At 68.2% G+C, this 22244-nt stretch carries 25 protein-coding genes; 9 read left to right on the forward strand and 16 right to left on the reverse strand.

What is annotated here, in order from left to right; translation table 11 throughout:
* The first annotated feature begins 381 nt into the window (after positions 1 to 381).
* On the forward strand, positions 382 to 1224 hold the full coding sequence (locus KHP12_RS32250; protein WP_211833975.1) for a helix-turn-helix domain-containing protein: 843 nt from the start codon (positions 382 to 384) through the stop codon (positions 1222 to 1224).
* 19 nt (positions 1225 to 1243) lie between these two features.
* On the forward strand, positions 1244 to 1438 hold the full coding sequence (locus KHP12_RS32255; RefSeq protein WP_308289555.1) for a DUF397 domain-containing protein: 195 nt from the start codon (positions 1244 to 1246) through the stop codon (positions 1436 to 1438).
* A 344-nt stretch (positions 1439 to 1782) separates the two neighbouring features.
* Here the strand turns inward: KHP12_RS32255 and KHP12_RS32260 are convergent, their stop codons facing one another.
* The 7 genes from KHP12_RS32260 to KHP12_RS32290 all read right to left on the reverse strand — a co-directional run bounded on the left by KHP12_RS32260 (position 1783) and on the right by KHP12_RS32290 (position 8558).
* Entirely contained in the window at positions 1783 to 2445 is a 663-nt protein-coding gene (locus tag KHP12_RS32260) for a class I SAM-dependent DNA methyltransferase (protein ID WP_211833977.1), read from the reverse strand.
* A 79-nt stretch (positions 2446 to 2524) separates the two neighbouring features.
* Positions 2525 to 3043, reverse strand: a complete 519-nt coding sequence (locus tag KHP12_RS32265) for a hypothetical protein (RefSeq protein ID WP_211833978.1) — start codon at positions 3041 to 3043, stop codon at positions 2525 to 2527.
* Between the two features lie 679 nt (positions 3044 to 3722).
* The gene (locus KHP12_RS32270) at positions 3723 to 4565 is read right to left on the reverse strand and encodes a helix-turn-helix domain-containing protein (protein ID WP_211833979.1); all 843 of its coding nucleotides are present in this window, start codon (positions 4563 to 4565) and stop codon (positions 3723 to 3725) included.
* On the reverse strand, positions 4555 to 5079 hold the full coding sequence (locus KHP12_RS32275) for a DUF6879 family protein (RefSeq protein WP_086883637.1): 525 nt from the start codon (positions 5077 to 5079) through the stop codon (positions 4555 to 4557). Before KHP12_RS32275 ends, KHP12_RS32270 begins: the two co-directional genes overlap by 11 nt.
* Positions 5063 to 5272 carry a hypothetical protein gene (locus KHP12_RS32280; protein WP_030822507.1) on the reverse strand — a complete coding sequence of 70 codons (210 nt, stop codon included), beginning with the start codon at positions 5270 to 5272 and terminating at the stop codon, positions 5063 to 5065. Before KHP12_RS32280 ends, KHP12_RS32275 begins: the two co-directional genes overlap by 17 nt.
* 224 nt (positions 5273 to 5496) lie before the next feature.
* Complete coding sequence (locus KHP12_RS32285; protein ID WP_086883636.1) at positions 5497 to 7185, reverse strand: fumarate hydratase; 1689 nt, start codon at positions 7183 to 7185, stop codon at positions 5497 to 5499.
* An 89-nt stretch (positions 7186 to 7274) separates the two neighbouring features.
* The gene (locus tag KHP12_RS32290; protein WP_086883635.1) at positions 7275 to 8558 is read right to left on the reverse strand and encodes an RNA-guided endonuclease InsQ/TnpB family protein; all 1284 of its coding nucleotides are present in this window, start codon (positions 8556 to 8558) and stop codon (positions 7275 to 7277) included.
* 349 nt (positions 8559 to 8907) lie between these two features.
* Here KHP12_RS32290 and KHP12_RS32295 point away from each other — a divergent pair, with 349 nt between their 5' ends.
* Together KHP12_RS32295 and KHP12_RS32300 are read left to right on the forward strand one after the other, a co-directional pair.
* Complete coding sequence (locus KHP12_RS32295; protein WP_086883634.1) at positions 8908 to 9600, forward strand: DUF1707 SHOCT-like domain-containing protein; 693 nt, start codon at positions 8908 to 8910, stop codon at positions 9598 to 9600.
* A 178-nt stretch (positions 9601 to 9778) separates the two neighbouring features.
* Complete coding sequence (locus tag KHP12_RS32300) at positions 9779 to 10135, forward strand: WhiB family transcriptional regulator (protein ID WP_020868722.1); 357 nt, start codon at positions 9779 to 9781, stop codon at positions 10133 to 10135.
* Between the two features lie 165 nt (positions 10136 to 10300).
* On the opposite strand, the gene glpX is transcribed toward KHP12_RS32300, so the two are convergent.
* A complete protein-coding gene (gene glpX / locus KHP12_RS32305; RefSeq protein WP_020868721.1) occupies positions 10301 to 11332 on the reverse strand; it encodes a class II fructose-bisphosphatase in 1032 nt (343 codons plus the stop codon).
* A gap of 204 nt (positions 11333 to 11536) precedes the next feature.
* On the opposite strand from glpX, the gene KHP12_RS32310 reads away from it, so the two are divergent.
* Entirely contained in the window at positions 11537 to 12076 is a 540-nt protein-coding gene (locus tag KHP12_RS32310) for a DUF4245 domain-containing protein (protein WP_078559528.1), read from the forward strand.
* 110 nt (positions 12077 to 12186) lie between these two features.
* Here KHP12_RS32310 and KHP12_RS32315 read toward each other — a convergent pair whose 3' ends face one another.
* From KHP12_RS32315 to xseA, 3 genes are all read right to left on the reverse strand, one after another.
* Positions 12187 to 12777 (reverse strand): malonic semialdehyde reductase, encoded by a 591-nt coding sequence (locus tag KHP12_RS32315; RefSeq protein WP_037960264.1) that lies wholly within the window; start codon positions 12775 to 12777, stop codon positions 12187 to 12189.
* Positions 12778 to 12938: 161 nt separating this feature from the next.
* Complete coding sequence (locus KHP12_RS32320; RefSeq protein WP_037960261.1) at positions 12939 to 13244, reverse strand: exodeoxyribonuclease VII small subunit; 306 nt, start codon at positions 13242 to 13244, stop codon at positions 12939 to 12941.
* 10 nt (positions 13245 to 13254) lie between these two features.
* Entirely contained in the window at positions 13255 to 14475 is a 1221-nt protein-coding gene (gene xseA / locus KHP12_RS32325; RefSeq protein WP_086883642.1) for an exodeoxyribonuclease VII large subunit, read from the reverse strand.
* Positions 14476 to 14613: 138 nt separating this feature from the next.
* Between xseA and KHP12_RS32330 the strand changes: the two genes are divergently transcribed.
* Positions 14614 to 15648 carry a 4-hydroxy-3-methylbut-2-enyl diphosphate reductase gene (locus KHP12_RS32330; protein WP_086883633.1) on the forward strand — a complete coding sequence of 345 codons (1035 nt, stop codon included), beginning with the start codon at positions 14614 to 14616 and terminating at the stop codon, positions 15646 to 15648.
* Positions 15649 to 15680: 32 nt separating this feature from the next.
* On the forward strand, positions 15681 to 16436 hold the full coding sequence (gene ppgK, locus KHP12_RS32335) for a polyphosphate--glucose phosphotransferase (protein WP_086883641.1): 756 nt from the start codon (positions 15681 to 15683) through the stop codon (positions 16434 to 16436).
* Here the strand turns inward: ppgK and KHP12_RS32340 are convergent.
* Positions 16342 to 17010: a DUF6542 domain-containing protein gene (locus KHP12_RS32340; protein ID WP_086883632.1), complete on the reverse strand. Its 669-nt coding sequence runs from the start codon at positions 17008 to 17010 to the stop codon at positions 16342 to 16344. The two genes, ppgK and KHP12_RS32340, sit on opposite strands and share 95 nt — an antisense overlap.
* A gap of 202 nt (positions 17011 to 17212) precedes the next feature.
* On the opposite strand from KHP12_RS32340, the gene ychF reads away from it, so the two are divergent.
* Positions 17213 to 18301 carry a redox-regulated ATPase YchF gene (ychF, locus tag KHP12_RS32345; RefSeq protein WP_086883631.1) on the forward strand — a complete coding sequence of 363 codons (1089 nt, stop codon included), beginning with the start codon at positions 17213 to 17215 and terminating at the stop codon, positions 18299 to 18301.
* A gap of 96 nt (positions 18302 to 18397) precedes the next feature.
* Here ychF and KHP12_RS32350 read toward each other — a convergent pair whose 3' ends face one another.
* Positions 18398 to 18736 carry a helix-turn-helix domain-containing protein gene (locus tag KHP12_RS32350; RefSeq protein ID WP_037960250.1) on the reverse strand — a complete coding sequence of 113 codons (339 nt, stop codon included), beginning with the start codon at positions 18734 to 18736 and terminating at the stop codon, positions 18398 to 18400.
* Positions 18737 to 19365: 629 nt separating this feature from the next.
* Between KHP12_RS32350 and KHP12_RS32355 the strand changes: the two genes are divergently transcribed.
* A complete protein-coding gene (locus tag KHP12_RS32355; protein ID WP_086883630.1) occupies positions 19366 to 19740 on the forward strand; it encodes a GvpU-like protein in 375 nt (124 codons plus the stop codon).
* A gap of 132 nt (positions 19741 to 19872) precedes the next feature.
* On the opposite strand, the gene KHP12_RS32360 is transcribed toward KHP12_RS32355, so the two are convergent.
* From KHP12_RS32360 to KHP12_RS32370, 3 genes are read right to left on the reverse strand one after another with little or no spacing between them, the layout of a single operon-like run.
* Positions 19873 to 20181, reverse strand: coding sequence for an SCO5918 family protein (locus KHP12_RS32360; RefSeq protein ID WP_086883629.1), 309 nt, complete (start codon positions 20179 to 20181; stop codon positions 19873 to 19875).
* Between the two features lie 46 nt (positions 20182 to 20227).
* Positions 20228 to 20626 (reverse strand): CBS domain-containing protein, encoded by a 399-nt coding sequence (locus tag KHP12_RS32365; protein ID WP_037960242.1) that lies wholly within the window; start codon positions 20624 to 20626, stop codon positions 20228 to 20230.
* 47 nt (positions 20627 to 20673) lie between these two features.
* Positions 20674 to 22191: a DEAD/DEAH box helicase gene (locus KHP12_RS32370; RefSeq protein WP_086883628.1), complete on the reverse strand. Its 1518-nt coding sequence runs from the start codon at positions 22189 to 22191 to the stop codon at positions 20674 to 20676.
* Between the last annotated feature and the right edge of the window lie 53 nt (positions 22192 to 22244).

Raw genomic sequence — 22244 nt, forward strand, 5'->3', positions numbered from 1 at the left:
GAGGCGGGTTCCTGGCCGCCCAGGGGCAGGGCCGCTGTGCCCGATCCGGGAGTCGGCACGTCGCCGTGCGGGCTTGTGGCCACCGGCTGGGCCCTGGCGGCGAAGTCCACGTATCCCGGCCTGGGCCGCGAGCTGCCCGCGCGCGGCGCGAGGGGCATCGCTCCGGACCGATGACGGCCGCGCGGCCGTAAGGCGAGAAACGCACTCACCCATGCGGAGAACCGCTGGATAGGGTTGTTCATTGTTCATCAGCTCCCCACGCCCCCGGACGCGGCCACGTCGCGGGGGTCTTGCCTTTCTGACACAAGCGTGCCGCAACTCACTTACGCTCAGGTGTGGTTCATATCCCGATGTCCATTTGGGGAAATGAGAGGACGGCACATGGCGGCACGGCCACGCGAACTCACGCCCGAACGATCCGCCCGACATTTGTTCGGTGCGAAGATGCGTGCCCACCGAGAGCGTGCGGACATGAGCCTTGAGCGGTTGAAGGATGTCGTGATGGTGAGCACGAGCCACCTGTCCCGCATCGAGACGGCCGATGCCATGCCCCCGCCCGACCTGCCCAAGCGATTGGACGCCGCCTTTGGAACGGATGGGATCTTCGCAGAGCTGTACGGGCTTGCCCGCCGGGAGATCCACCCCGACCAGTTTCGGCGGCGTATGGAACTTGAGGCACAAGCGCGGGTCATCGAGGAGTACGCCGGTCAAATCGTGCCGGGGCTTGTGCAGACCGAGGGTTACGCCCGCGCCCTGTTCGAAACATTCGACCCCAAAGCCACGGCAGAAAAGATCGAGGAGTTGGTCAACGCCCGAATGAGTCGGCAAACCCTATTGGGCGCCGATTTCCCGCCCGATATCTCACTTATCCTTGACGAGGCAGTTCTGAGGCGGGCATTCGGCGGGCCGACCGTGATGCGCGCACAGCTTTCTCGTCTGGTTGACCTGACGCTGACCCCCACGAGCGTGGTCCAGGTTCTACCGTTCGAACATGGCGGACATGCCCTGGTGGGGGGAACGCTGACGTTGATGACTCTCGACAACGGTGCTCGCGTAGCCTACGAAGAGAGCATTTCTACGGGGACGTTACTCGAGGACCTTGCAGCGGTCTCGGCGCGCCAGCGGGCCTACGATCTACTGAGAGCCTGCGCTCTGTCGCCGAGCGACACGTCGACTTTCATCCGATCCCTGATGGAGGTACTACCCGATGAGTGCCATACCTGACCAATCCGGTACCGAGTGGATGAAATCCAGTTACAGCGGGAACGGGGGCGGCAGTTGTGTCGAGTGGGCACCTGACCTCGCGTCGGCCGGCATCGTTCCTGTTCGGGATAGCAGGGACCCGTATGGTCCGGTGTTGGCCTTCCCCGTGTCGTCCTGGTCATCGTTCATATCGGCGGTCAAGGCGGGCAGTTGCCAGCAGCCTGATCGGCCCTGACGGAACACCGGATACGGCCCCAGTGCCGCTCGGCAGGGGCCGTTCAGCCAGCCGTGGGGGCTGTCAGTGGTTCACGTGCCGTTGCCTCCTGCGGGGTGGGCTCTCGGGGCGCCTCCGGGAACATCTGGTCTCCGTCGTGTTTCCCGCCATCCGCCTGGGCGGTCACCAGGTCACGTGGGTGCCGGAACGGGACTCCGCGCCAACTTTCGGCGTCAGGCGTGCGCGTCTCGTACGTATCGACGGCAGCCGCAGCGCTCAAGACGCTCGACCTTCCCAGGGTTCCACCGGTGCGCGTGGGGGCGATGCCCGCCCGACAGGCGACGGGTCAGCCTGCCGGGCGAGGTCTATGCGACCACGGCCCGACCGATCAAGGTTCCGATATGGCCAGGGGTCGGGGCTTCGAGAACCTGAACCGACGCTTCTTCGAAGCCAGCCGTACGCAGGTGGCTTTCCCACATCCGGGGCGTGTAGCTGTAGCGGTAGGTGAACATGGCCGGACCCGCGAAGCCCCCCTTGTACATGCCTTGGGGGCCGTAGGCACCAGGGATAGCGGGGGGCTGGGAGAAGACGAAGATGCCACCACGGTTGAGCCGCTGACGCACCAGGGGGAAGAGCTTCTTCGGGTCGCTGAACCAGGCAGCACCGAAGATCGAGTAAATCGCGTCGTACGTCTCAGAGTTGCGGCGTAGGTGGTCAAGAATCTCGGCGCAGATGAACTGCGCCCCCATAGGGCCCCATCGCTCCGTTGTGTTCCGCGCCATCACAGGCGACAGATCGACGCCGGTTGCCTTGATGCCCTGCTGTGCGAGGTAGGCGAGCATGCGCCCGGTACCGCACCCGATTTCAAGCACGCTTTCGGGGTTGCCGAGTAGTTCCATGCCGGGGCCGTGGTCGCCGTACTGAGTCCACCTGAACAGGGGGTCACTCTCGAACACGTCCTTATTCGCCGACTCGGCGTAGGTGTCCCAGAGTTCACGCTCATGGTCGTAGTTGTGCTGGGCAGTCAACAGGCAGCCTTCTCATGGTAGTTGGGACAGGCGCCACGCCCCCGGACGGGGCGGAGGCGGGGCACCCTAACGGCACCGGTCAGTGACTGTCCGGAACCTTGTTGTCGCACGGGGAGCACTCGGCGCCGTCGAGCTGATCCCACAGTTCCCGGTCCGCGTCGAATCCGTTCGAGCGCAGGAAGTCACCCGTGCGGATGACCAGGCCGTCAGTTCGGCGCTGGATGAGTGGCGCGTGGTGCTTGTACCGCCCGTGGTTGTACACGTCGCAGAACGCGAAGTACACGGGCGTGTCGAGAATGATCTGATGAACGCCGATGTCCACGACCTTGCCCACGCCGAGGTGCACGTTCGGGTGTTCCATGGCGGTGATCAGGTAGGCCACGGCATTACCGAGAATGCGTTCTGCCATGTCGCGAACCATGACGTTGTCTCGCCCGAGAAGCGCGATCTCGCGGTCCCACAGGTCGAGCCCGACCGATCCGGGACTCTCCAGCACGTTGTACGTGCACTCTTTGACATGGGGGCGTACAGCGTTCAGTAACGCCCGAGGGTCGCGGTATGTAGTACCGCTCATCTGAGCTTCGACCATGACGGTCATCCGGTGGTTCCCCTTTCCATTGATGGGGGTGTGACCCGTCAATGCCGCGCGGTTGCGTGGGAGACGGGAGCTCATGATCTGCCGGTCGCGGGGAGGGTGATTACTGCGCCGCACGAAGCGGCGGCGAAGAGCACGAAAGACGCCCAGAAGATGAGGTCGAGGAATCGCCTCACCATTTCCATCCGTCGGCTTCCCGCCCGCGCACTGGGGACACCGAACCTTCTCGCGGTTGTCGCACGTTGAGCAGTCCCCGTAGCCTGCGCAGTCTGGGCACCACCGTCCGCTGGCCGAAGCACGTACCGCAAATGGCGGCCAAGGAGTTCAGTCAATCGATCAGGTTGGGGACCCTGTCCCCGCATCTGGTACGGCCCGCCCGCCGCTTTTTCTTCGGGCGCTTCGGGGTCGTGGTCACATCTTTGTCCGGTGCGGGTGATTCCGAAGCTCGATATCGGCATCTGTTGCGGCCGACAGGGTGCCCCTGTCCCGCGCTTTCTGCCGCTGCTTGGCCCAACGCTGCGCAAACATCACACCCTGGCGCGAGTTTCGGAGGTCGACGCGGAAGCGACAGGTGTACCGGTTCCGCTGTCGAGGTGTTCGATGTTGCACTCATTCCCTGGGCCTCCCCGCGACTGCGTGTCGTCTCAGGGATAGTGCCGCGAGGCACCCGGCAATGCGAGCGCTATTGGCGTTGTCGGGTAAAGATCATGGACCACTCGGCCAAGAGTTCCCGGCAGTCATCGCCGAAGACTGCGTATCGCTCGTATGCCTCAAAGTCCCTGAGATATGCCGTTACGTCTCTGTGGTCCCGCAAGATCAACGCGCCCGTGCCGGTTTCCACGGTGGCTAGCCGGCGGTCATAGACCGTGAATGTGTTAAGCGGCCTCTCTGGGATGTGCCCGCCCAAAGGGATCACGCCCAGTCGCACATTTGGAATGCGGGAGACGGATGCCAGCCGGTCGAGCTGCAAGGCCATCGCCGTAGGGGGGAGTAGTGGCCACCTGGCAGCCTGCTCGGTGAGAATGAAGGTGAACGACTTTGAGGATTCGTAAAGCACCTGCTGCCGTTCTAGTTTCTTCGCGATGGTCTTCGACTGGTCGCCGGGAACGTCGGAAATGCTGGCACGCACATACTCCGGCGTGGCCAGCAATCCGGTAATCATTGAGAGCAGAAAGAATCGGAACTCTGTCGAGACCGCTTCAATCCTTGCTAGTTCGTTCTGCTTCTTATCCAAGCCTCTGCGGCGAGAGGACCAGTGGTCTTGCCACTCCGTATTTGCCGTCCTCGCCAGCGAAAGGATCTCGGCAGCAACAGGACTATCCACTCCGAGGGCTTCCAGGATCAGTTCAACATCGACTAGTGAGGGTGTGAGCTTTCCGCTCTCAATGTTGCTGACCTTGGTCTGAGACATGGTGCAGTGGCGAGCGAGCCAGGTTTGAGTTTTCCCGGCTCGCTTGCGCTGGCCTCTCAAGGCTTCCGCTAGGTCTGATCTGGACTGACCCAGCCTCTCTGGCTCAAACGTCAATGCCCATCACGTACTCCTCAAAGGGCACCGACTCAGCTACCGCGATGCGCTGGTATTCGATGTACTGAGCCGCATCCCCTTCGTAGATTTCACGGTTGATCTGGCGCCCGTCCGGGTGGTAATTCATCAGCACCACTTCGGTACGGTCGAACATCCAGAAGTCCTGAACCCCCTCCAGTGGGTTATCTCGGTCGGTCACGTCAAGAATCCGGATGCGCTCGCCAGCCAATGCATGGGGTGCGTAGTACTGGGAGAACTCGAATCGCAGATAGTCCGAGAGCGGACGCGTCAGGACGTGCACACGCCCTTGTGGGCGCCCCTCTGCGACTTGTCGACGCAATCGATCGGTGTACTCGTTCGAGACGGCGTGAGGGTCGATACGGGCCCCGGCTTTAAAGGCCGCGAACTCTTCTTCCTCCTGCGGCATGAAGTATTGGGGCAGGGTCTCAAGCCTCCACGCTTCCCGCTGGAAGCCCTCGAAGCGCGCCGCCCATTCCTCACCAGCCAAGTACACGTACAGCCTCCCTCAGAACGTGCTCGGGGATCTTCACCAGTGCCTCACCGGCCGGAGGCTGGAACGCTTCGCACATGTCTCCCTGGACGACGATCCCGCCGTCGGCCTCGTCCCGGTAGATGTTCGGGCAGTCGTCCTTGCCGCAGGTGCCGTTTCCGTTACCGGTCAGGCGGGTCAGTTCCTCGCGCGCCATGCTGAAAACCCCCTTGTGGCTGGCCCCTGTCGGGGCCTGGTGGCTACGACGGTACGAGGGGCTGGCAGGCCCGGCTATGCGGCAGTGCCAATATTCGCGTAGTCGGGTAAACGGGCGTGGCGCCCGAGCCCAGGACGCCCCTGAGCGGCGCCCCATGCCTCTCCGCGTAGCAACAGACCCCCCAGCCCGGACGCCGAGGGGTCTGGAGGGTCCTACATGGTGGCTCAGGCCAGGCCAGGACCCCGCACCGGAATACTCGTGAACGTCGGCTGGGGCGCCGGGTCCTGGAAGAAGTCGTTCCCCTTGTCGTCCACCACGATGAACGCCGGGAAGTCCTCGACCTCGATCCGCCAGACCGCCTCCATGCCCAGCTCCTCGTACTCGAGGACCTCGACCTTCTTGATGCAGTCCTGGGCCAGCCGGGCCGCCGGGCCGCCGATCGAGCCCAGGTAGAACCCGCCGTGCGCGGCACACGCGTCGGTGACCTGCTTGGAGCGGTTGCCCTTGGCCAGCATGACCTTCGAGCCGCCCGCCGCCTGGAACTGCTCGACGTACGCGTCCATCCGGCCCGCCGTCGTCGGCCCGAAGGAGCCCGAGGCGTAGCCCTCGGGGGTCTTGGCCGGGCCCGCGTAGTAGACCGGGTGGTTCTTCAGGTACTCCGGCATCTCCTCGCCCGCGTCCAGCCGCTCCTTGATCTTCGCGTGGGCGATGTCCCGGGCGACCACCAGCGTGCCGGTCAGCGAGAGCCGGGTCTTGACCGGGTGCTTGGTCAGCTCGGCGAGCACCTCGTCCATCGGCCGGTCCAGGTCGACGGCGACCGCGTCCAGGTCCGGGCCCGCGCCCTTGACCAGCTCCTCCTCCGTCGTCTCGGGCAGGAAGCGGGCCGGGTCGGTCTCCAGCTGTTCCAGGAAGACGCCCTCCGGCGTGATCTTGGCGAGCGCCTGGCGGTCGGCGGAGCACGAGACCGCGATCGCGACCGGGCAGGAGGCGCCGTGCCGCGGCAGCCGTACGACCCGCACGTCGTGGCAGAAGTACTTGCCGCCGAACTGCGCGCCGATCCCGATCTTCTGCGTCAGCTCGAAGACCTTCTCCTCCAGCTCCTTGTCGCGGAAGCCGTGCCCGGTCGGGGAACCTTCGGCGGGCAGCTCGTCGAGGTAGTGCGCCGAGGCGTACTTGGCGGTCTTCAGCGCGTACTCGGCGCTGGTGCCGCCGACCACGATCGCCAGGTGGTACGGCGGGCAGGCGGCCGTGCCCAGCGAGCGGATCTTCTGCTCCAGGAACTTCATCATCGATGCCTCGTTCAGCACCGCCTTCGTCTCCTGGTAGAGGAAGGACTTGTTGGCCGAGCCGCCGCCCTTGGCCATGAAGAGGAACTTGTAGGCGCCGCCGTCGGTCGCGTACAGCTCGATCTGCGCGGGCAGGTTGGAGCCGGTGTTCTTCTCCTCCCACATGGTCAGCGGGGCCATCTGGGAGTAGCGCAGGTTGAGCTTGGTGTACGCGTCGTAGACACCGTGCGAGAGGGCCTCCTCGTCGCGCCCTTCCGTCAGCACGTTCTGCCCGCGCTTGCCCATGACGATGGCCGTACCGGTGTCCTGGCACATCGGGAGCACCCCGGCCGCCGCGATGTTCGCGTTCTTCAGCAGGTCCAGCGCGACGAACCGGTCGTTGGCGCTCGCCTCGGGGTCGTCGAGGATGCGGCGCAGCTGGGCGAGGTGGGCCGGGCGCAGATAGTGCGAGATGTCGTGCATCGCCTCGGCCGCGAGCTTGCGCAGCGCCTCCGGCTCGACCTTCAGGAAGGTGCGCCCATCGGCCTCGAAGGTGCTCACGCCCTCGGAGGTCACCAGACGGTACGGCGTGGTGTCCTCTCCCAGGGGCAGCAGGTCCGAATAGGCAAACTCTGGCATCGCGGCCATTCCTCACTCGACGGGGCTTCGGCTGACTTCGTCGACAGCGCGTCCATAAGCTTGAAGTGCTCTCCCGGATGAATCCGGGAGATTCCTGCCTACCTTACGGTGGCGGGCTTGACGTGGCGTGCGCGCCTGACGACTGCCCTCCCGGCAGCCGGGATGAGCGCGAGGCCCATCCGGTACAGGTGCAAGATGTTCCGAGCTCCGTTGTGGTCGGCGTTGCCCACCCAGCCGCAGTCAGGGTTCTTGCACGCGAACACGGCCTGGGACTCCCTGCTGCCCGGGGTGGTGCAGCCGCACATCGAGCAGCGCTGGGAGGTGCCCGGGGCGGGAACCTTGCGCACAGTGCCGCCATGGCGGGCGGTTTTGTATGTCAGCAGTTCAACCGTGCGGCCCCATGCCTCCTGGCTGATGGCGCGGTTGAGGCCGGACTTCCGCGCGACGTTCTTCCCTGGGGTCTCCATGGTGCCCTTGGCGCTCTTGACCATGTTCGTGATGTTCAGGTCTTCCACCACGACCGTGCCGTATTTCTCGGCGATGGCGGTGGTGGCCTTGTGCTGCCAGTCCAGGCGTCTGCGCTTGGCTCTCGCGCGGAGTCCTGCAATCTGGTCATAGGTGGTCCGCAGGCGGTGGGAGGTGCGCTCCCCCTGCTTGCGGAAGCTCTTGCGGTGCGCGGCCCGCCGCTCCAGTCGGCCCAGCTTGGCCTGTTCTTTCCCGGGCAGCCATGCGTGGTGGTCGAATGTCGTGCCGTCGGAGAGGGCGAGCGGCACGCTGACGCCCACGTCGATGCCGACTTCGGGGCCGGTGTGTGGCTCGGGTCTGGGTTCGAGGGACTGGACGCGGAAGGCTATGTGCCAGCCGAGCGCGTCTTTGACCAGCCGGGCTCCGGTGATCCGGTTCCCGGCGGTGGCGCGCTTTCCCACGGGGAGGTCCTTGGTCCAGCGGAACCGGACCCGGCCGACCTTGGGAATGTTGACCATGCCCCAGCGGCGGTGCACCCGAGTGATGCGCAGGTCCCGGCCCTGGGGGATGTCCATGGACATCACAGTGCGGAAGCGGGCTTTGAAGCCCGGGGCGCCCGCGCGACGCTCCCAGCAGTTCTTCCATGCCTGGAAGTAGGTCTTGAGCACAGCCTGGGCGGCCTGGGCGGGGAGCTGGGCGAGCCAGTCGATCTCCTTGCGGGCCTGGCGGATCGCCGCGTCCGCCGCAGTGAGGGAACGCTTGTCCCTGGGCAGCATCGTCCACCAGTCGTGCAGCAGGTTCCACAAGGTGCGGGCCGCATGCGCCTGGCCATCCATGAGCACGACCTGCGCAGGCGTCAGCACCAGCCGGGCACGGTGCCCGGACTGCCGCTTCTCGCATGCACGTTCCGTGGTCATACGACTACGTTACCCATTGGGTTCATGTCGCCGCGCTGGAATCCGAATCCTGATGTACGCACCGGTCGTCACGCATCGCCCCGTGTAGCCGACCGAGGCCACCACTGCGGACCCGCGCTCACGTGTAGGGCGGAGCAACTTCGGGAGGCGTTTCGCCATCGCCAAGACGGGCCTCACAGGCTTCGGGCGAGCCGTCCCCTAGTCGCGATCTAGCCCCGGCTTGGATCGCTGCCCTCGCGATGTTCGGCCCCTGGGGGCCTCACAGGCTTCGGGCAGCTGCGCCGGGCTCTGTCCGTCGAGTCGCCTCTACCCCTAGTCGCGATAGATCGCGACTGGGTACGCTGAGCCCGTGGATGAGCAGCAGCCCGTGCCCTTGACCAAATCCGCCCCCGCCCCCGCCCCCGAGGCCGCCTCGGCCCCGGCGCCCGCGCCCGCCGCGGAGGCCGAGCTCCGCGCGTCCGACGCGGACCGCGACCGGATCGCGGACATCCTGCGGGAGGCTCTCGCCGAGGGGCGGCTCCAGCCGGAGGAGCACGCCGAGCGGATCGACGCGGTCTATCGCGCCAAGACCCTCGGCGAGCTGGAGCCCCTGGTGCGCGATCTGCCCACCGCCCCCACCCGCGGCGCCGCCTCCGCTTCCGCGCGCGACGCGGAGTCGGAGTGGCCGCGCTCCCTCCCCGAGTCGGAGAACCTGATGGCGGTCTTCGGCGGTGCGACCCGCAAGGGCCGCTGGCGGGTCAGGCGCCGTACGAACGCCCTGGCGGTCTTCGGCGGCATCGAGATCGACCTGACCGAGGCGCTCTTCGAGCAGCAGGAGATCGTCATCCATGTCGTGGCCGCCTTCGGCGGGGTGGAGATCAAGGTCCCGGAGAACGTCTCGCTGCGCGGTTCGGGCGCGGGCATCCTCGGCGGTTTCGACGTCACGGCATACGAGGCGCAGGACCCCGACGCTCCGGTGATCCACGTCACCGGGTTCGCCGTCTTCGGCGGTGTGGAGGCCAAGCCCAAGCGGGGTAAGCGGCTCAAGAACCTGCGAGCGTAAGCCCTGAAGAAGGGGTGTGCACAGGGAAGTTCCGGGTGGGACAACGGTGTGCATAAGCGCGCGCACAGCGGGTAAGGCTTGGTGCATCGTCTCTCGTACGGCTGATGGGGGTGCTAACGGGGCCGTACACCTCGAGGCGGGCAAGGGTGACCACCGGAGCCGTCGTCAGGAGTAGACCGTGCTGCAACCGCATCAGCCCCTGCTGGAAGCCGCCGTGCCCCCGCAGCGCGTCCCCGCGCGGGATCAGGCCGGCCCCTGGCACTCGGAGGCGGTGTGCCGACGGGACGAGGCCGGGCTGTTCTTCGCTCCCTCCAAGGAGCCCACGGCTGCCAGGCTGTCGCGGGAGGAGGCCGCCAAGCGCGTCTGCGCGCGCTGCCCGGTCATGGTCGAGTGCCGGGAGCACGCACTGCTTCAGCCCGAGCCGTACGGAGTGTGGGGCGGGCTGACCGCGGCCGAGCGCCGGGTCGTGCTGGCCCGTCGCCGGCGCCGGGAGGCGGAGCTACAGCGCGCGGTGCGGGTCGCCGCCGCCGGCTGAACTCTTCGGGACCTGGGCCGGGCGCCGCCGGGAGGCGGAACCCGGCCCTTGTCATGCGGGGTCTGTCACGTGGCGTCTGTCACACGGCGTCGGCCGAACGACGCCGTTGGCCGAACATCGCCCTGGCTGAACGCCGCCGTTGACTGAACGCCGCCGTCACCTCGTTCAGCTCGGCCGCTCGAAGTCGACCGAGGCGTAGGCGCGCAGCTTGGCCAGCCGGTGGGTGGAGTCGATCTGCCGGATCGTCCCGGACTTGGACCGCATGACCAGCGACTGGGTGGTGGCGGTCTCCGCGCGGTACCGCACCCCGCGCAGCAGATCCCCGTCGGTGATGCCGGTCGCGACGAAGAACACATTGTCGCCGCTGACCAGGTCGTCCGTCTCCAGGACCTGGTCGAGGTCGTGGCCCGCGTCGAGGGCGCGCTGCCGCTCCTCGTCGTCCTTGGGCCACAGCTTGGCCTGGATGGTGCCGCCGAGGCACTTGATCGCACAGGCCGCGATGATGCCCTCCGGAGTGCCGCCGACGCCCAGCAGCAGATCCACACCGGTGCTCTCGCGCGCGGCCATGATCGCGCCGGCCACATCGCCGTCGGAGATGAACTTGATCCGGGCGCCCGCCTCCCGGATCTCCTTGACGATGCCCTCGTGGCGGGGGCGGTCAAGGACCACCACGGTGACGTCCTCGGGGCTGGACTTCTTCGCCTTGGCGATCCGGCGGATGTTCACGCCCGGGGGCGCGGTGATGTCGACGAACTCGGCGGCGTCGGGGCCGGTGACCAGCTTGTCCATGTAGAAGACGGCCGACGGGTCGAACATGGTGCCGCGCTCGGCGACCGCGAGCACGGAGACGGCGTTGGCCATGCCCTTCGCGGTGAGAGTGGTGCCGTCCACCGGGTCCACGGCCACGTCGCACTCCGGGCCGGTGCCGTCGCCCACGCGCTCACCGTTGAAGAGCATCGGCGCCTCGTCCTTCTCCCCCTCTCCGATGACGACGACGCCGTTCATCGAGACGGTGTGCACGAGGGAGCGCATGGCCTTGACGGCGGCGCCGTCGGCGCCGTTCTTGTCGCCGCGGCCCACCCAGCGTCCGGAGGCCATGGCACCCGCCTCGGTGACCCGGACGAGTTCCAGGGCGAGGTTGCGATCGGGAGCCTCGGGGCTGACCTCGAGCTGGGACGGGAGATGATGCTCGGTCATCGGAGCGCACCTTTCTGTACGGCGACGGACCGTGAGGGCCCCTCCGCCCCGCGAGGGGATCAGAAGGGTGAGGGTGTTCATGACTTTATCCGCTGATTGGCTAAGTGAGCAGATAGCCCCACGCATGAGCGCGCCTCACGCATGGGCGCGGCCCTGTTGCGAGGTGCGGCGACCCGATGAGGGACGATAGGGGGCGTGGCAGGTATGCGTGGCAAAGAGACGGTCCGGGACATGGTGCTGTCGCTGGCGGCGATCGGCGTCGTCGCGGCGGCCATCTACCTCTTCGGTATCCCGCATGACGAGGGCCCCAAGGGCTCCGGGGTGAAGACGGTGAACTACCGCGTGGAGCTGGCCACGGCCCGCCGCGCCGCCCCGTACCCGGTGGCCGCCCCCGAGCCCGGGAGCCTGCCCAAGGGCTGGCGCGCGACATCGGTGACCTACCGCCCGGCCGCCGCGGAGGACGGCGCGCTCTGGCACCTCGGCTTCCTCGACGAGAACGAGGAGTACATCGCGGTCGAGCAGAGCGACGGCAAGCCCGTGCCGTTCGTGGAGGAGGTCACCCAGCAGGCGCGGGAGACCAAGCGGACGCAGCGGATCGACGGCAAGGACTGGGTCCGCTACGACGGCGACAAGTACGACGCGCTGGTGCGCGAGGAGCCGGGTGTGACCACGGTGGTCACCGGGACGGCGTCGTACGGGCAGCTGACGAAGATGGCCGAGGCGCTCACCGAGAAGAAGGGCTGAGCTCACCGAGAAGAGGGGCTGAGCGAGACGCGGGCCCTTGGCCCGGACCGGTGGTCCGGGCCAAGGGCCCGTGGTTGATCACGCGTGACCGAGCGCGGTCCAGTGGTCGATCAGACCGTGGTGATGACGTCGTCGTAGTCCAGGCGGGGGCCACGGGGGAACCAGGCGTCCTCGCCCGGCTTGCCGATGTTGATGACCATCAGCGGGGTGTGGTCATCGTCCAGGAACTCCTTCTGGACCCCGGCCGCGTCGAAGCCGGTCATCGGGCCGGCGGCGAGACCGGCGGCGCGGATGCCCAGGATGAAGTAACCGGCCTGAAGCGAGGCATTGAGCGCCGCGGCCTGCTCACGGGCGGCACGCTCGGCGAAGAAGACGTCCTTGGCCTGCGGAAAGTGCGGGAAGAGCGCGGGCAGCTCCTCGTGGAACTCGTTGTCCGCGGCGAGGATCGCGACCAGCGGGGCGGTGGAGGTCTTGGGCTGGTTGCCCTCGGCCATGTGCTGGACCAGCCGCTCACGGGCCTCGGGCGAGCGGACCAGCACGATACGCAGCGGCGACTGGTTGAACGCGGTCGGCGCGTACTTGACCAGGTCGTAGATCGCCTGCACCTGCTCCTCGGTCACCGGCTCATCGGTGAAGGTGTTGGCAGTGCGGGCCTCGCGGAAGAGCAGGTCCTGGGCGGCGGGGTCGAGAACGAGTGCCATGGAAGAAACCTCTGCATAAGCGGGGATATCGCTGACGGGCTCCACTGTACGACGCTTAGATTAATGTTCAACTAAAAAGATGGTGTGGGGTGGGGAAGGTGCTCCGAATCACAATGTGGCTACGTCCGAGCCGGGCCCGGACGGTCGCCGGGCCCGGACAGTCAGCGCTCCCCGGGGCTCTCCGCTTCCTCGGCGCCTTCAGCGCCTTCGTCCTCCGCCAGCGCCGCGTCCAGCCGGGCCCTCGCGCCCTCCAGCCAGTGGCGGCAGACCTTCGCCAGCTCCTCGCCGCGCTCCCACAGCGCCAGCGACTCCTCGAGGCTGGTGCCGCCCGCCTCCAGGCGGCGGACCACCTCGACCAGCTCGTCCCGCGCCTGCTCATAGCCGAGCGTGGTCTCCGCCCGCGCGCTCTGCCCGGCCTGCCCGTCCGTCTGCCCGGCCTGCCCGGTCTGCTCGTCCGTCTTCGCCATACCCCTCACCCTATTCAGCGGGTCCGACAGCGACCCGCACCCGGAACTCGCCCTCGGAGACCCGCGCCCGCAGCTCCTCGCCCTCCGCGACCTCCTCGGCCGCCCGCACCACCGAGCCGTCGGGGTGCTGGAGCACCGCATAGCCACGGCGCAGCGTCGCGGCGGGGGAGAGCGCGACCACCCGCGCCTGGGTGTGGGTCAGCTCGGAGTCGGCCCGGTCCAGCAGATGGCCCAGGCAGCGGCGGGCGCGCTCCAGCACCGCCGTGATCCGCTCCGCGCGCTCGTCCACCATGCGGTGCGGCTCCCGCATGCACGGCCGGGCCAGCGCGGCGGCCAGCCCCCGCTCCTCCCGGTCCAGCAGCCCGTGCACACTGCGCAGCGCCCGCTCCCGCAGCTGCTGGACGCGCATCAGCTCCTCGCCCACATCGGGCACGATCTTCTTCGCCGCGTCCGTGGGCGTGGAGGCGCGCAGATCGGCGACCAGGTCCAGCAGCGGCGAGTCCGGCTCATGGCCGATCGCGGAGACCACCGGCGTACGGCACGCGGCCACCGCCCGGACCAGCTGCTCGTCCGAGAACGGCAGCAGGTCCTCCACGCTGCCGCCGCCGCGCGCCACCACGATCACGTCCACCTCGGGCAGCGCGTCGAGCTCCTTGACCGCCTCGATCACCTGCGGCACCGCGTGCACCCCCTGCACGGCCACATTGCGCACCTCGAAGCGGACGGCGGGCCAGCGCAGCCGCGCGTTCTCCAGCACATCGCGCTCGGCGGCCGAGGCGCGGCCGCAGACCAGCCCTATCAGCTGGGGCAGAAACGGCAGCGCCTTCTTGCGGTCGGCGGCGAACAGCCCCTCCGCCGCCAGCGCCTTCTTCAACTGCTCCAGCCGCGCGAGCAGTTCACCCACGCCCACCGGGCGGATCTCGGCGGCCCGCAGGGACAGCTGGCCCCGCGGCGCGTACCACTCCGGTTTGGCGTGGACCACGACCCGCGCACCCTCGGTGACCGTGTCCGCGATCTTGTCGAAGACGGCGCGGAAGCAGGTGACGGTGAGCGAGATGTCGTAACTGGGGTCGCGCAGGGTCAGGAACACCACACCGGCGCCCGGGCGCCGGGACAGCTGGGTGATCTGCCCCTCGACCCAGATCGCGCCGAGCCGGTCGATCCAGCCCCCGATCAGCCGGGACACCTCGCCGACCGGGATCGGCGCCTCCGCGGACGTGTTGACAGCCATGACCGCGAGGGTATCGGCCACCACCGACAGCAGTGGGGGTCATCGCCCCCACCAACCGGCAGCCCCCACCAACCAGCGGCCTCCCATCAACCGGCAGCCCCCCACCAACCGGCAGACCCCGCGGTCATCGCCCCTACCATGGGGGACATGACTGCAACCTCCGCCCGCCGGGTCCTGCTCGCGGCCCCCCGTGGCTACTGTGCCGGTGTCGACCGTGCCGTGATCGCCGTCGAGAAGGCCCTGGAGCAGTACGGCGCGCCGATCTATGTGCGCAAGGAGATCGTCCACAACAAGTACGTCGTCCAGACCCTGGAGAAGAAGGGCGCCATCTTCGTCGACGAGACGGAGGAGGTGCCCGAGGGCTCCATCGTGATCTTCTCGGCGCACGGTGTCGCGCCGGTGGTCCACGAGGAGGCCGCCACGCGCAAGCTGGCCACCATCGACGCCACCTGCCCCCTGGTCACCAAGGTCCACAAGGAAGCAGTCCGGTTCGCCAAGGAGGACTACGACATCCTCCTGATCGGCCATGAAGGCCATGAAGAGGTCATCGGCACCAGCGGTGAGGCCCCCGAGCACATCACCCTGGTCGACGGCCCCGACGATGTGAAGAACGTCGAGGTACGGGATGAGTCCAAGGTCGTCTGGCTCTCCCAGACCACCCTCTCCGTCGACGAGACCATGGAGACCGTGGACGCGCTCAAGGAGCGCTTCCCGCAGCTCATCAGCCCGCCCAGCGACGACATCTGCTACGCCACGCAGAACCGCCAGACCGCCATCAAGCAGGTGGCCGCCGAGTCCGACCTGGTGATCGTGGTCGGCTCCAAGAACTCCTCCAACTCGGTGCGGCTGGTGGAGGTCGCCCTCGGCGCGGGCGCCAAGGCGGGCCATCTGGTCGACTACGCGAGCGAGATCGACGAGGCATGGCTGGAGGGCGTCACCACGGTCGGCGTGACCTCGGGCGCCTCCGTTCCTGACGTGCTCGTCGAGGGCGTCCTGGAGTGGCTGGCCGAGCGCGGCTTCGGCGATGTCGAGGTCGTCCAGCCCATGCAGGAGTCGCTGACCTTCTCGCTGCCCAAGGAGCTGCGCCGGGACCTGCGGGCCGAGGCCGCCGCGGCCTCCGGCTCGCCGGAGGCCGCGGCGGTCGCCGGCCGGCCCGAGGGGTCGCAGCGGTGACGTACGGCCAGGGGGACACGGGGGCGTCCGCGGTGAAGGTATTCGGCATCGACATCGGCGGTTCGGGCATCAAGGGCGCCCCGGTCGACCTGGACCGGGGTGAGCTCGCCGAAGAGCGCCATAAGGTGCTCACGCCGCATCCGTCCACGCCCGAGGCGGTCCTGGACGGTGTGGTGGAGGTCGTCCGGCACTTCGACTGGTCCGGGCGGCCGGTCGGGGTGACCTTCCCGGGCGTGGTGAAGGACGGTGTCACCCTTACCGCCGCGAATGTCGACAAGAGCTGGATCGGCACCGATCTGGCGTCGCGCCTCGCCGAGCGGCTGGACTGCCCGGTCACGGTGCTGAACGACGCGGACGCGGCCGGGGTCGCGGAGGTGACGTTCGGCGCCGCCCGCGGCGTCAAGGGCACCGTGATCGTGCTCACCCTCGGCACCGGCATCGGCAGCGCGGTCTTCACCGACGGGCATCTGCTCACCAACACCGAGCTGGGCCATCTGGAGCTGGACGGCCACGAGGCGGAGAAGCGGGCCTCGACCAAGGTCAAGGACGATCACGACCTCAGTTGGCCGCACTGGGCGCGCCGGGTGCAGAAGTACCTCCACCACCTGGAGATGCTCTTCTCTCCCGAGCTCTTCGTGCTGGGCGGCGGGGTGAGCCGTAAGGCGGACAAGTTCCTGCCGCTGATCGAGGGCGTCAGGGCCGAGATCGTGCCGGCGCAGCTTCAGAACAACGCGGGGATCGTGGGTGCCGGGATGGCCGCGGCCGCTGCTGCCGGCGACGCCGGGTGAACAGCAGGGCCCGCCGTACGAGCACGATCACCACGGTCAGCAGCGTCCCCGCGTAGAGCCAGCCGGCTTGCAGCGACAGCGCGGTGAACACCCCCACCGCCTGTCCGCTGAACCCCGCCGAACCCTCGTTGATCGGCAGCAGCCCGACCGTGTACGCCAGCGGCGCCGTCACCGGCGCCGCCAGCAGATCGGCGGGCCGCACCCACAGCCCGCAGGCCGCGCAGGCGGGCAGGAAGAGCACGCTGTAGACGGTGGGGGAGCCGGAGAGCAGCAGCGCGTCCAGGCAGCCGATGCCGAGCATGGTGAGCGTGGTCAGCAGCCCCGCGCCCAGCCCGGTCAGCCGGGGGTCCGGGAAGGACAGCCCCCGGGCCCGCCGCAGGACGGCGGGCCGCGCCGCGGCCGCTCCGGACGGCCCCGTACGGCGTGCGGCAGGCCGGGGCGCCCGGGCCGCGCCGCCGGACTGCCCCCGGCCCTGACCCGTGCCTCTGCCCCGTCCCGGATATGCGTCGTCGGCGGCGGGACGGGGCGGCGGTGCCGCCGCGCGGCGGGGCGTACGCGTGCTGTAATGCTCCACCCGACCAACGTAGGTCGCCGGAGGGCGAGAATCCGGTCTTGGACACGCCCTTCGCAGGACCTTGGCAGTGTGTTCGACCGATTGTCAGCCCGGCCGGGTGATCGAGGGCGGCCCCGTAGACTGGTGGACCGGCCCCGGCTCCACCGGGGCCCGTCATCGGTACTCACATCCCCGCCACGGGAAGCTACGGGAAGTCGTCAACGTGTCGCTCACGATCGGAATCGTCGGTCTGCCGAATGTCGGCAAGTCGACCCTGTTCAACGCCCTCACCAAGAACGACGTGCTGGCGGCCAACTACCCGTTCGCCACCATCGAGCCCAACGTCGGCGTGGTCGGCGTCCCCGACCCCCGCCTGGACAGGCTCGCCGAGATCTTCGGCTCGGCCCGCAAGCTGCCCGCCACCGTCGACTTCGTCGACATCGCGGGCATCGTCAAGGGCGCCTCGGAGGGCGAGGGCCTGGGCAACAAGTTCCTGGCGAACATCCGTGAGTCGGACGCCATCTGCCAGGTCATCCGGGCCTTCAAGGACGAGAACGTCGTCCACGTCGACGGCAAGATCTCGCCGAAGAGCGACATCGAGACGATCAACACCGAGCTGATCCTCGCCGACCTCCAGACCATCGAGAAGGTGCTGCCGCGCCTGGTCAAGGAGGCCCGGATCAAGAAGGACAAGCAGCCCCAGGTCACGGCCGTCGAGGAGGCCAAGGCCATCCTCGACGAGGGCCGCACCCTCTTCTCCGCCGGCATCGTCCAGGGCAGCGAGCGCGCCGCCCTCCTCCACGAGCTGCACCTGCTCACCACCAAGCCCTTCCTCTACGTCTTCAACGTCGACGAGGAGGAGCTCACCGACGACTCCTTCAAGGCCGAGCAGCGCGCCCTCGTCGCCCCCGCCGAGGCGATCTTCCTCAACGCCAAGCTGGAGGCCGACCTCGCCGAGCTCGACGAGGACGAGGCCCTCGAACTCCTCCAGTCCGTGGGCCAGGACGAGCCCGGCCTGGCCACCCTCGCCCACGTCGGCTTCAACACCCTGGGCCTCCAGACCTACCTCACCGCCGGCCCCAAGGAGTCCCGCGCCTGGACCATCAAGAAGGGCGCCACGGCCCCGGAGGCGGCCGGTGTCATCCACACCGACTTCCAGAAGGGCTTCATCAAGGCCGAGGTCATCTCCTACGAGGACCTGGTCGAGACGGGCTCCGTCGCCGAGGCTCGCGCGGCCGGTAAGGCGCGCATGGAGGGCAAGGACTATGTGATGCAGGACGGGGACGTGGTGGAGTTCCGCTTCAATGTATGAACTCCCCTACGTCGCTGACCTGGGGAGATTTCCGCGGTAAGGGCGGCTGGCGATGCCGGGTCGGTTTGGCCCGGCATCGGCTGTGCCCGGAAGGGCTCATGGAGAGTCGTCGTGCTGTTCGGCCGCGGCGCGGCGGAACTCCGCGTTGATGCGCTGAGCCTCCTCGAGCTGGTCCTCGAGGATGACGATGCGGCAGGCGGCTTCGACCGGCATGCCCTGGTCGACGAGCTCGCGGGCGCGGGCGGCGATCCGCAGTTGGTAGCGGGAGTACCGGCGGTGCCCGCCCTCCGAGCGGAGCGGGGTGATGAGGCGGGCCTCACCGATGGCGCGGAGAAAGCCGGGGGTGGTGCCGAGCATCTCTGCTGCCCGTCCCATGGTGTAGGCGGGGTAGTCGTCGTCGTCCAGGCGACCACCGAGCGGATTGTCTGCTGTCATTCTCACCTCGTTGAGCAACGCGTCGAGGGGCCCTGGTGCCGTAAGCACCAGGGCCCCGAAGGAAATTCAACACCATCTGTCGGCGCTACCGCTGTGCCGACCTTCTGTCTTCCGCTACGCCGCCCGAGGAGGGCGGGATCGCGGGGATCGCGAATGCTTGACCGGGGACCACCTTCCGTTCCGGGGTCTTGCGGTACCCGGGCCGGTTCTCCATCCCCGGGCGATCCTGATGGCGTCCGCTTCCTCCGTTCTTCGCTCAGTCATCCACTCCGGGCCGCCCGGTGCGGCTGCCAGTCCCGTCGCCTTCCTGCGAACAACCTGGCTTCGCAACTCCACAGCCGCACCGACCTGGGAACTTCACGTACTTCTACCCGCCAGTTCGTGTCTGCCGGGTCTCGTTCGACTCTGTCTACGAGAAAAACCTTAACCATTCGACAGTCCAATGTCTACTCTGGCGAGTATAGATTTTGTCGTGCGTCGGCCCTCGATAGCCTGCGGCTCGTACCAGCGAGCGTGCGGCTGGTCACTCGGCCGGCTCAGGGGTGGCACCCCGGCAGGAGGCGCTGGCCCGTTCGCCGCCGCGTCCAGTGGGGGACAGCCGGACGGACCGATGAATAAAATCGGCTCTCATGTCGAACGCTGACGAACTGCTCGTTGACGTAGCCGCCATAGTGGAGTCCGAGCAGAGCAACCAGATGTCCCTGACCGTGGTCACCGGCGGCGCTGTCATCACCGGACGGTTGGCTCCCGAAGCCGTGTGGAGGCAGCGTGTGTCGGAGATCCTGAGGGACTCGGACCGCCTCGGCCCCTTCGCCGGGGTCTTCACCGCCGACGAGGCGCAGGACCGGCCCGACCGCGGCGGTCCGCCCACGCATCTGCACTTTCACGTCGCCCGGATCCTGCAAGGCAGCATGGGGATCCCCGAGACGGGCGGGATGTACCGCGTCGCGATCAAGGACGTCAGCGGTTGGACCGTTGGCGACTTCAGCTACTCCGACTCATGAGTCACGGACCCCTGGTCGGCCCTGGAGGCGCTGTCTTGCCGACCGGACACTGAACGCGTTGAGGGCTCGACCGGCGCGTGCCGGTCGAGCCCTCAACGCTGTCCTGGTCCCGGCTTTCGCCTGTCCCGTCGGTTACCTGGGCGCCGGGGTGCCGAGCTGAGCCGACGCTTCCTCAAGCGGAGTGAGGCCGCGCGTGGGTGAGATTTCGGGGAGGGCACGGCACGTGAAGCCGAGACGGGTCATGGCTCTGGTGACTTCGCCGGCGGTGAAGTCACGACGGTCCTGCCCGGTGATGACCGCGCCCACCTGCTTCACGGGGTACTGGCGGCGGCCGATGATCACGGAGTCACCGGTGACGAGCTCGGGCGTGACGCCCTTCATGGACGCCAGCACCCCACTCCTGGTCAGGTCGAACGGGAAGCGGGCGATGACACAACGCATGGGTGCCTCACAGGTAGAGGGAGAAGGTCTGAGCGGGGGAGGCGGATCAGCGTGAGAGGGCGAGAACGCCCACGGCGCAGCCGTGCTCGTCGATGACGGGCAGGGCCCCGAGCCGCCCGTGCCGCATCGTGCGCTCCGCTTCGGCGATCGTGGTCATGGGCGAGGTGAAGGGTCCGTTGTCGCCGAAGACGTCCCGCAGACGGACCCGATCGGTGTATGCGGAGCTGTCGCGGACGACGGTGAGCTGGTCCTGAGCGATCAGGCCCGTGCACCGGCCGTCCTCGTCGTAGACGAGCAGGTGCCGGGAAGGGGCACTGGCCATGACGGACAAGGCCACCTCTACGGTCATGTCGTCCCAGACCTGCGGGCCGGGCGCGTCCATGGCGTCGACCACGGTCTCGGTGGCGGAATCCGCCGGGTGCGGCGTCATCTGATCCAGCGTCAAAGGGTGCCTCCTTGGGGAATGGCCAAGAGTCCTGATCGAGGAAGGTTCTAGGCTGCCGCGTCGAGGGCGGACTGCCGCCGAGCTTTACGGTGGGTCGCCTCGCCGGTCCGGCGGTCCCCAGCGGCGCGGCCGCGTCGATCGCGAGAGTGGGGGACGCCGCGCCTGGGGCGCTCCACCCCCGCTGTGGTGATGACGACCGGAATGCCCGACGGAGTGCGCGCGCCGGTGATGTGGCTCAGCTCGGCCTCACCTGAGCGGACCTGGGTGGTCCGAGGGCGGATCCCGGCGTCCGACATGAGACGGACCGTGCCGCGGCGCTGGCCGGGCGTCACCAGGGTGACGACGAGACCGGACTCGCCGGCGCGGGCCGTGCGGCCTCCCCGGTGAAGGTAGTCCTTGTGGTCGTTGGGCGGGTCCACGTTGACCACCAGGTCGAGGTTGTCGACATGGATCCCGCGCGCCGCGACATTGGTCGCCACCAAGACCGTCACATGCCCCGTCTTGAACTGGGCCAGGGTCCGGGTGCGCTGCGGCTGCGACTTCCCACCGTGCAGTGCGGCGGCCCGTACACCGCTCTTCAGCAGGTGGCTCGTGAGCTGGTCGACGGCATGCTTGGTGTCCAGGAACATGATCACTCGGCCCTCTCGCGCCGCGATCTCTGTTGTCACCTGATGCTTGTCCGCGCCGTGCACATGCAGCACGTGGTGCTCCATCGTGGTGACCGCGGCCGCGGACGGGTCGACGGAGTGGACCACCGGGTCGATCAGGTACCGGCGGACCAGACGGTCGACGTTGCGGTCCAAAGTGGCTGAGAACAGCATCCGTTGCCCCTTCGGGCGCACCTGCTCCAGCAGCGCCGTGACCTGCGGCATGAAGCCCATGTCGGTCATCTGGTCAGCCTCGTCCAGGACGGTGATGTCGACCTGGTTCAGGCGGCAGTCGCCTCGCTCGACGAGGTCCTTCAGCCGGCCCGGCGTCGCGACGACGACCTCCGCCCCACCACGCAGCGCACCGACCTGCTTGCTGATCGGCATCCCGCCGACCACCGTGGCCATCCGCAGCCGCACGGAGCGGGCGTACGGAGTGAGCGCATCGGCGACCTGCTGTGCCAGCTCCCGGGTGGGCACCAGCACCAGCGCCAGCGGCTGCCGGGGCTCGGCTCGCCGGCCGGCCGTACGGGCCAGCAGCGCCAGGCCGAAGGCCAGGGTCTTGCCGGATCCGGTGCGCCCGCGGCCGAGTACGTCACGGCCCGCGAGGGAGTTCGGGAGGGTCGCCGCCTGGATCGGAAACGGTGTGGTCACCCCTTCGGCGACCAGCGCGGCCAGCAGCTGCCGGGGCATCTCGAGATCAGCGAACGTCTCGGCGGCGGGGAGTGCGGGGCTGCTCGTCACGGGCGGGGCGAACTCCCCCCGCGGTGCGGCGGGCCGGCCCCCGTGACCGCGCGAACGGCTCGGACCACCGGAGCGCTTGGAGACCCTAGCCCCCGAGCGGCTGCCGTCCTGTCGGGAGCCGGAACCGCCGGTACGGGTGGGGACGGAACGGGCGTTCGTACGTGTGCGGTTCATGCGGAACCTTCCTCGAAGCGGCACGCATCAAGGAATTCCCGCAGCGCTGAGCA

Source organism: Streptomyces asiaticus, from assembly GCF_018138715.1.
Lineage (GTDB): Bacteria > Actinomycetota > Actinomycetes > Streptomycetales > Streptomycetaceae > Streptomyces > Streptomyces asiaticus.

What these genes read in the sequence shown, in the direction of transcription:
- KHP12_RS32370 (WP_086883628.1), bottom strand. Translation starts at nt 22,191, where the DNA reads ATGAACCGCACACGTACGAACGCCCGTTCCGTCCCCACCCGTACCGGC.
- KHP12_RS32285 (WP_086883636.1), bottom strand. Translation starts at nt 7,185, where the DNA reads ATGGCCGCGATGCCAGAGTTTGCCTATTCGGACCTGCTGCCCCTGGGA.
- KHP12_RS32350 (WP_037960250.1), bottom strand. Translation starts at nt 18,736, where the DNA reads ATGACAGCAGACAATCCGCTCGGTGGTCGCCTGGACGACGACGACTAC.
- glpX (WP_020868721.1), bottom strand. Translation starts at nt 11,332, where the DNA reads ATGACCGAGCATCATCTCCCGTCCCAGCTCGAGGTCAGCCCCGAGGCT.
- xseA (WP_086883642.1), bottom strand. Translation starts at nt 14,475, where the DNA reads ATGGCTGTCAACACGTCCGCGGAGGCGCCGATCCCGGTCGGCGAGGTG.
- KHP12_RS32265 (WP_211833978.1), bottom strand. Translation starts at nt 3,043, where the DNA reads ATGACCGTCATGGTCGAAGCTCAGATGAGCGGTACTACATACCGCGAC.
- KHP12_RS32315 (WP_037960264.1), bottom strand. Translation starts at nt 12,777, where the DNA reads ATGGCACTCGTTCTCGACCCCGCCGCCCAGGACCTGCTCTTCCGCGAG.
- KHP12_RS32280 (WP_030822507.1), bottom strand. Translation starts at nt 5,272, where the DNA reads ATGGCGCGCGAGGAACTGACCCGCCTGACCGGTAACGGAAACGGCACC.
- KHP12_RS32330 (WP_086883633.1), top strand. Translation starts at nt 14,614, where the DNA reads ATGGGGGACATGACTGCAACCTCCGCCCGCCGGGTCCTGCTCGCGGCC.
- KHP12_RS32360 (WP_086883629.1), bottom strand. Translation starts at nt 20,181, where the DNA reads ATGCGTTGTGTCATCGCCCGCTTCCCGTTCGACCTGACCAGGAGTGGG.
- KHP12_RS32320 (WP_037960261.1), bottom strand. Translation starts at nt 13,244, where the DNA reads ATGGCGAAGACGGACGAGCAGACCGGGCAGGCCGGGCAGACGGACGGG.
- KHP12_RS32255 (WP_308289555.1), top strand. Translation starts at nt 1,244, where the DNA reads ATGAAATCCAGTTACAGCGGGAACGGGGGCGGCAGTTGTGTCGAGTGG.
- KHP12_RS32250 (WP_211833975.1), top strand. Translation starts at nt 382, where the DNA reads ATGGCGGCACGGCCACGCGAACTCACGCCCGAACGATCCGCCCGACAT.
- KHP12_RS32290 (WP_086883635.1), bottom strand. Translation starts at nt 8,558, where the DNA reads ATGACCACGGAACGTGCATGCGAGAAGCGGCAGTCCGGGCACCGTGCC.
- KHP12_RS32355 (WP_086883630.1), top strand. Translation starts at nt 19,366, where the DNA reads ATGTCGAACGCTGACGAACTGCTCGTTGACGTAGCCGCCATAGTGGAG.
- KHP12_RS32310 (WP_078559528.1), top strand. Translation starts at nt 11,537, where the DNA reads ATGCGTGGCAAAGAGACGGTCCGGGACATGGTGCTGTCGCTGGCGGCG.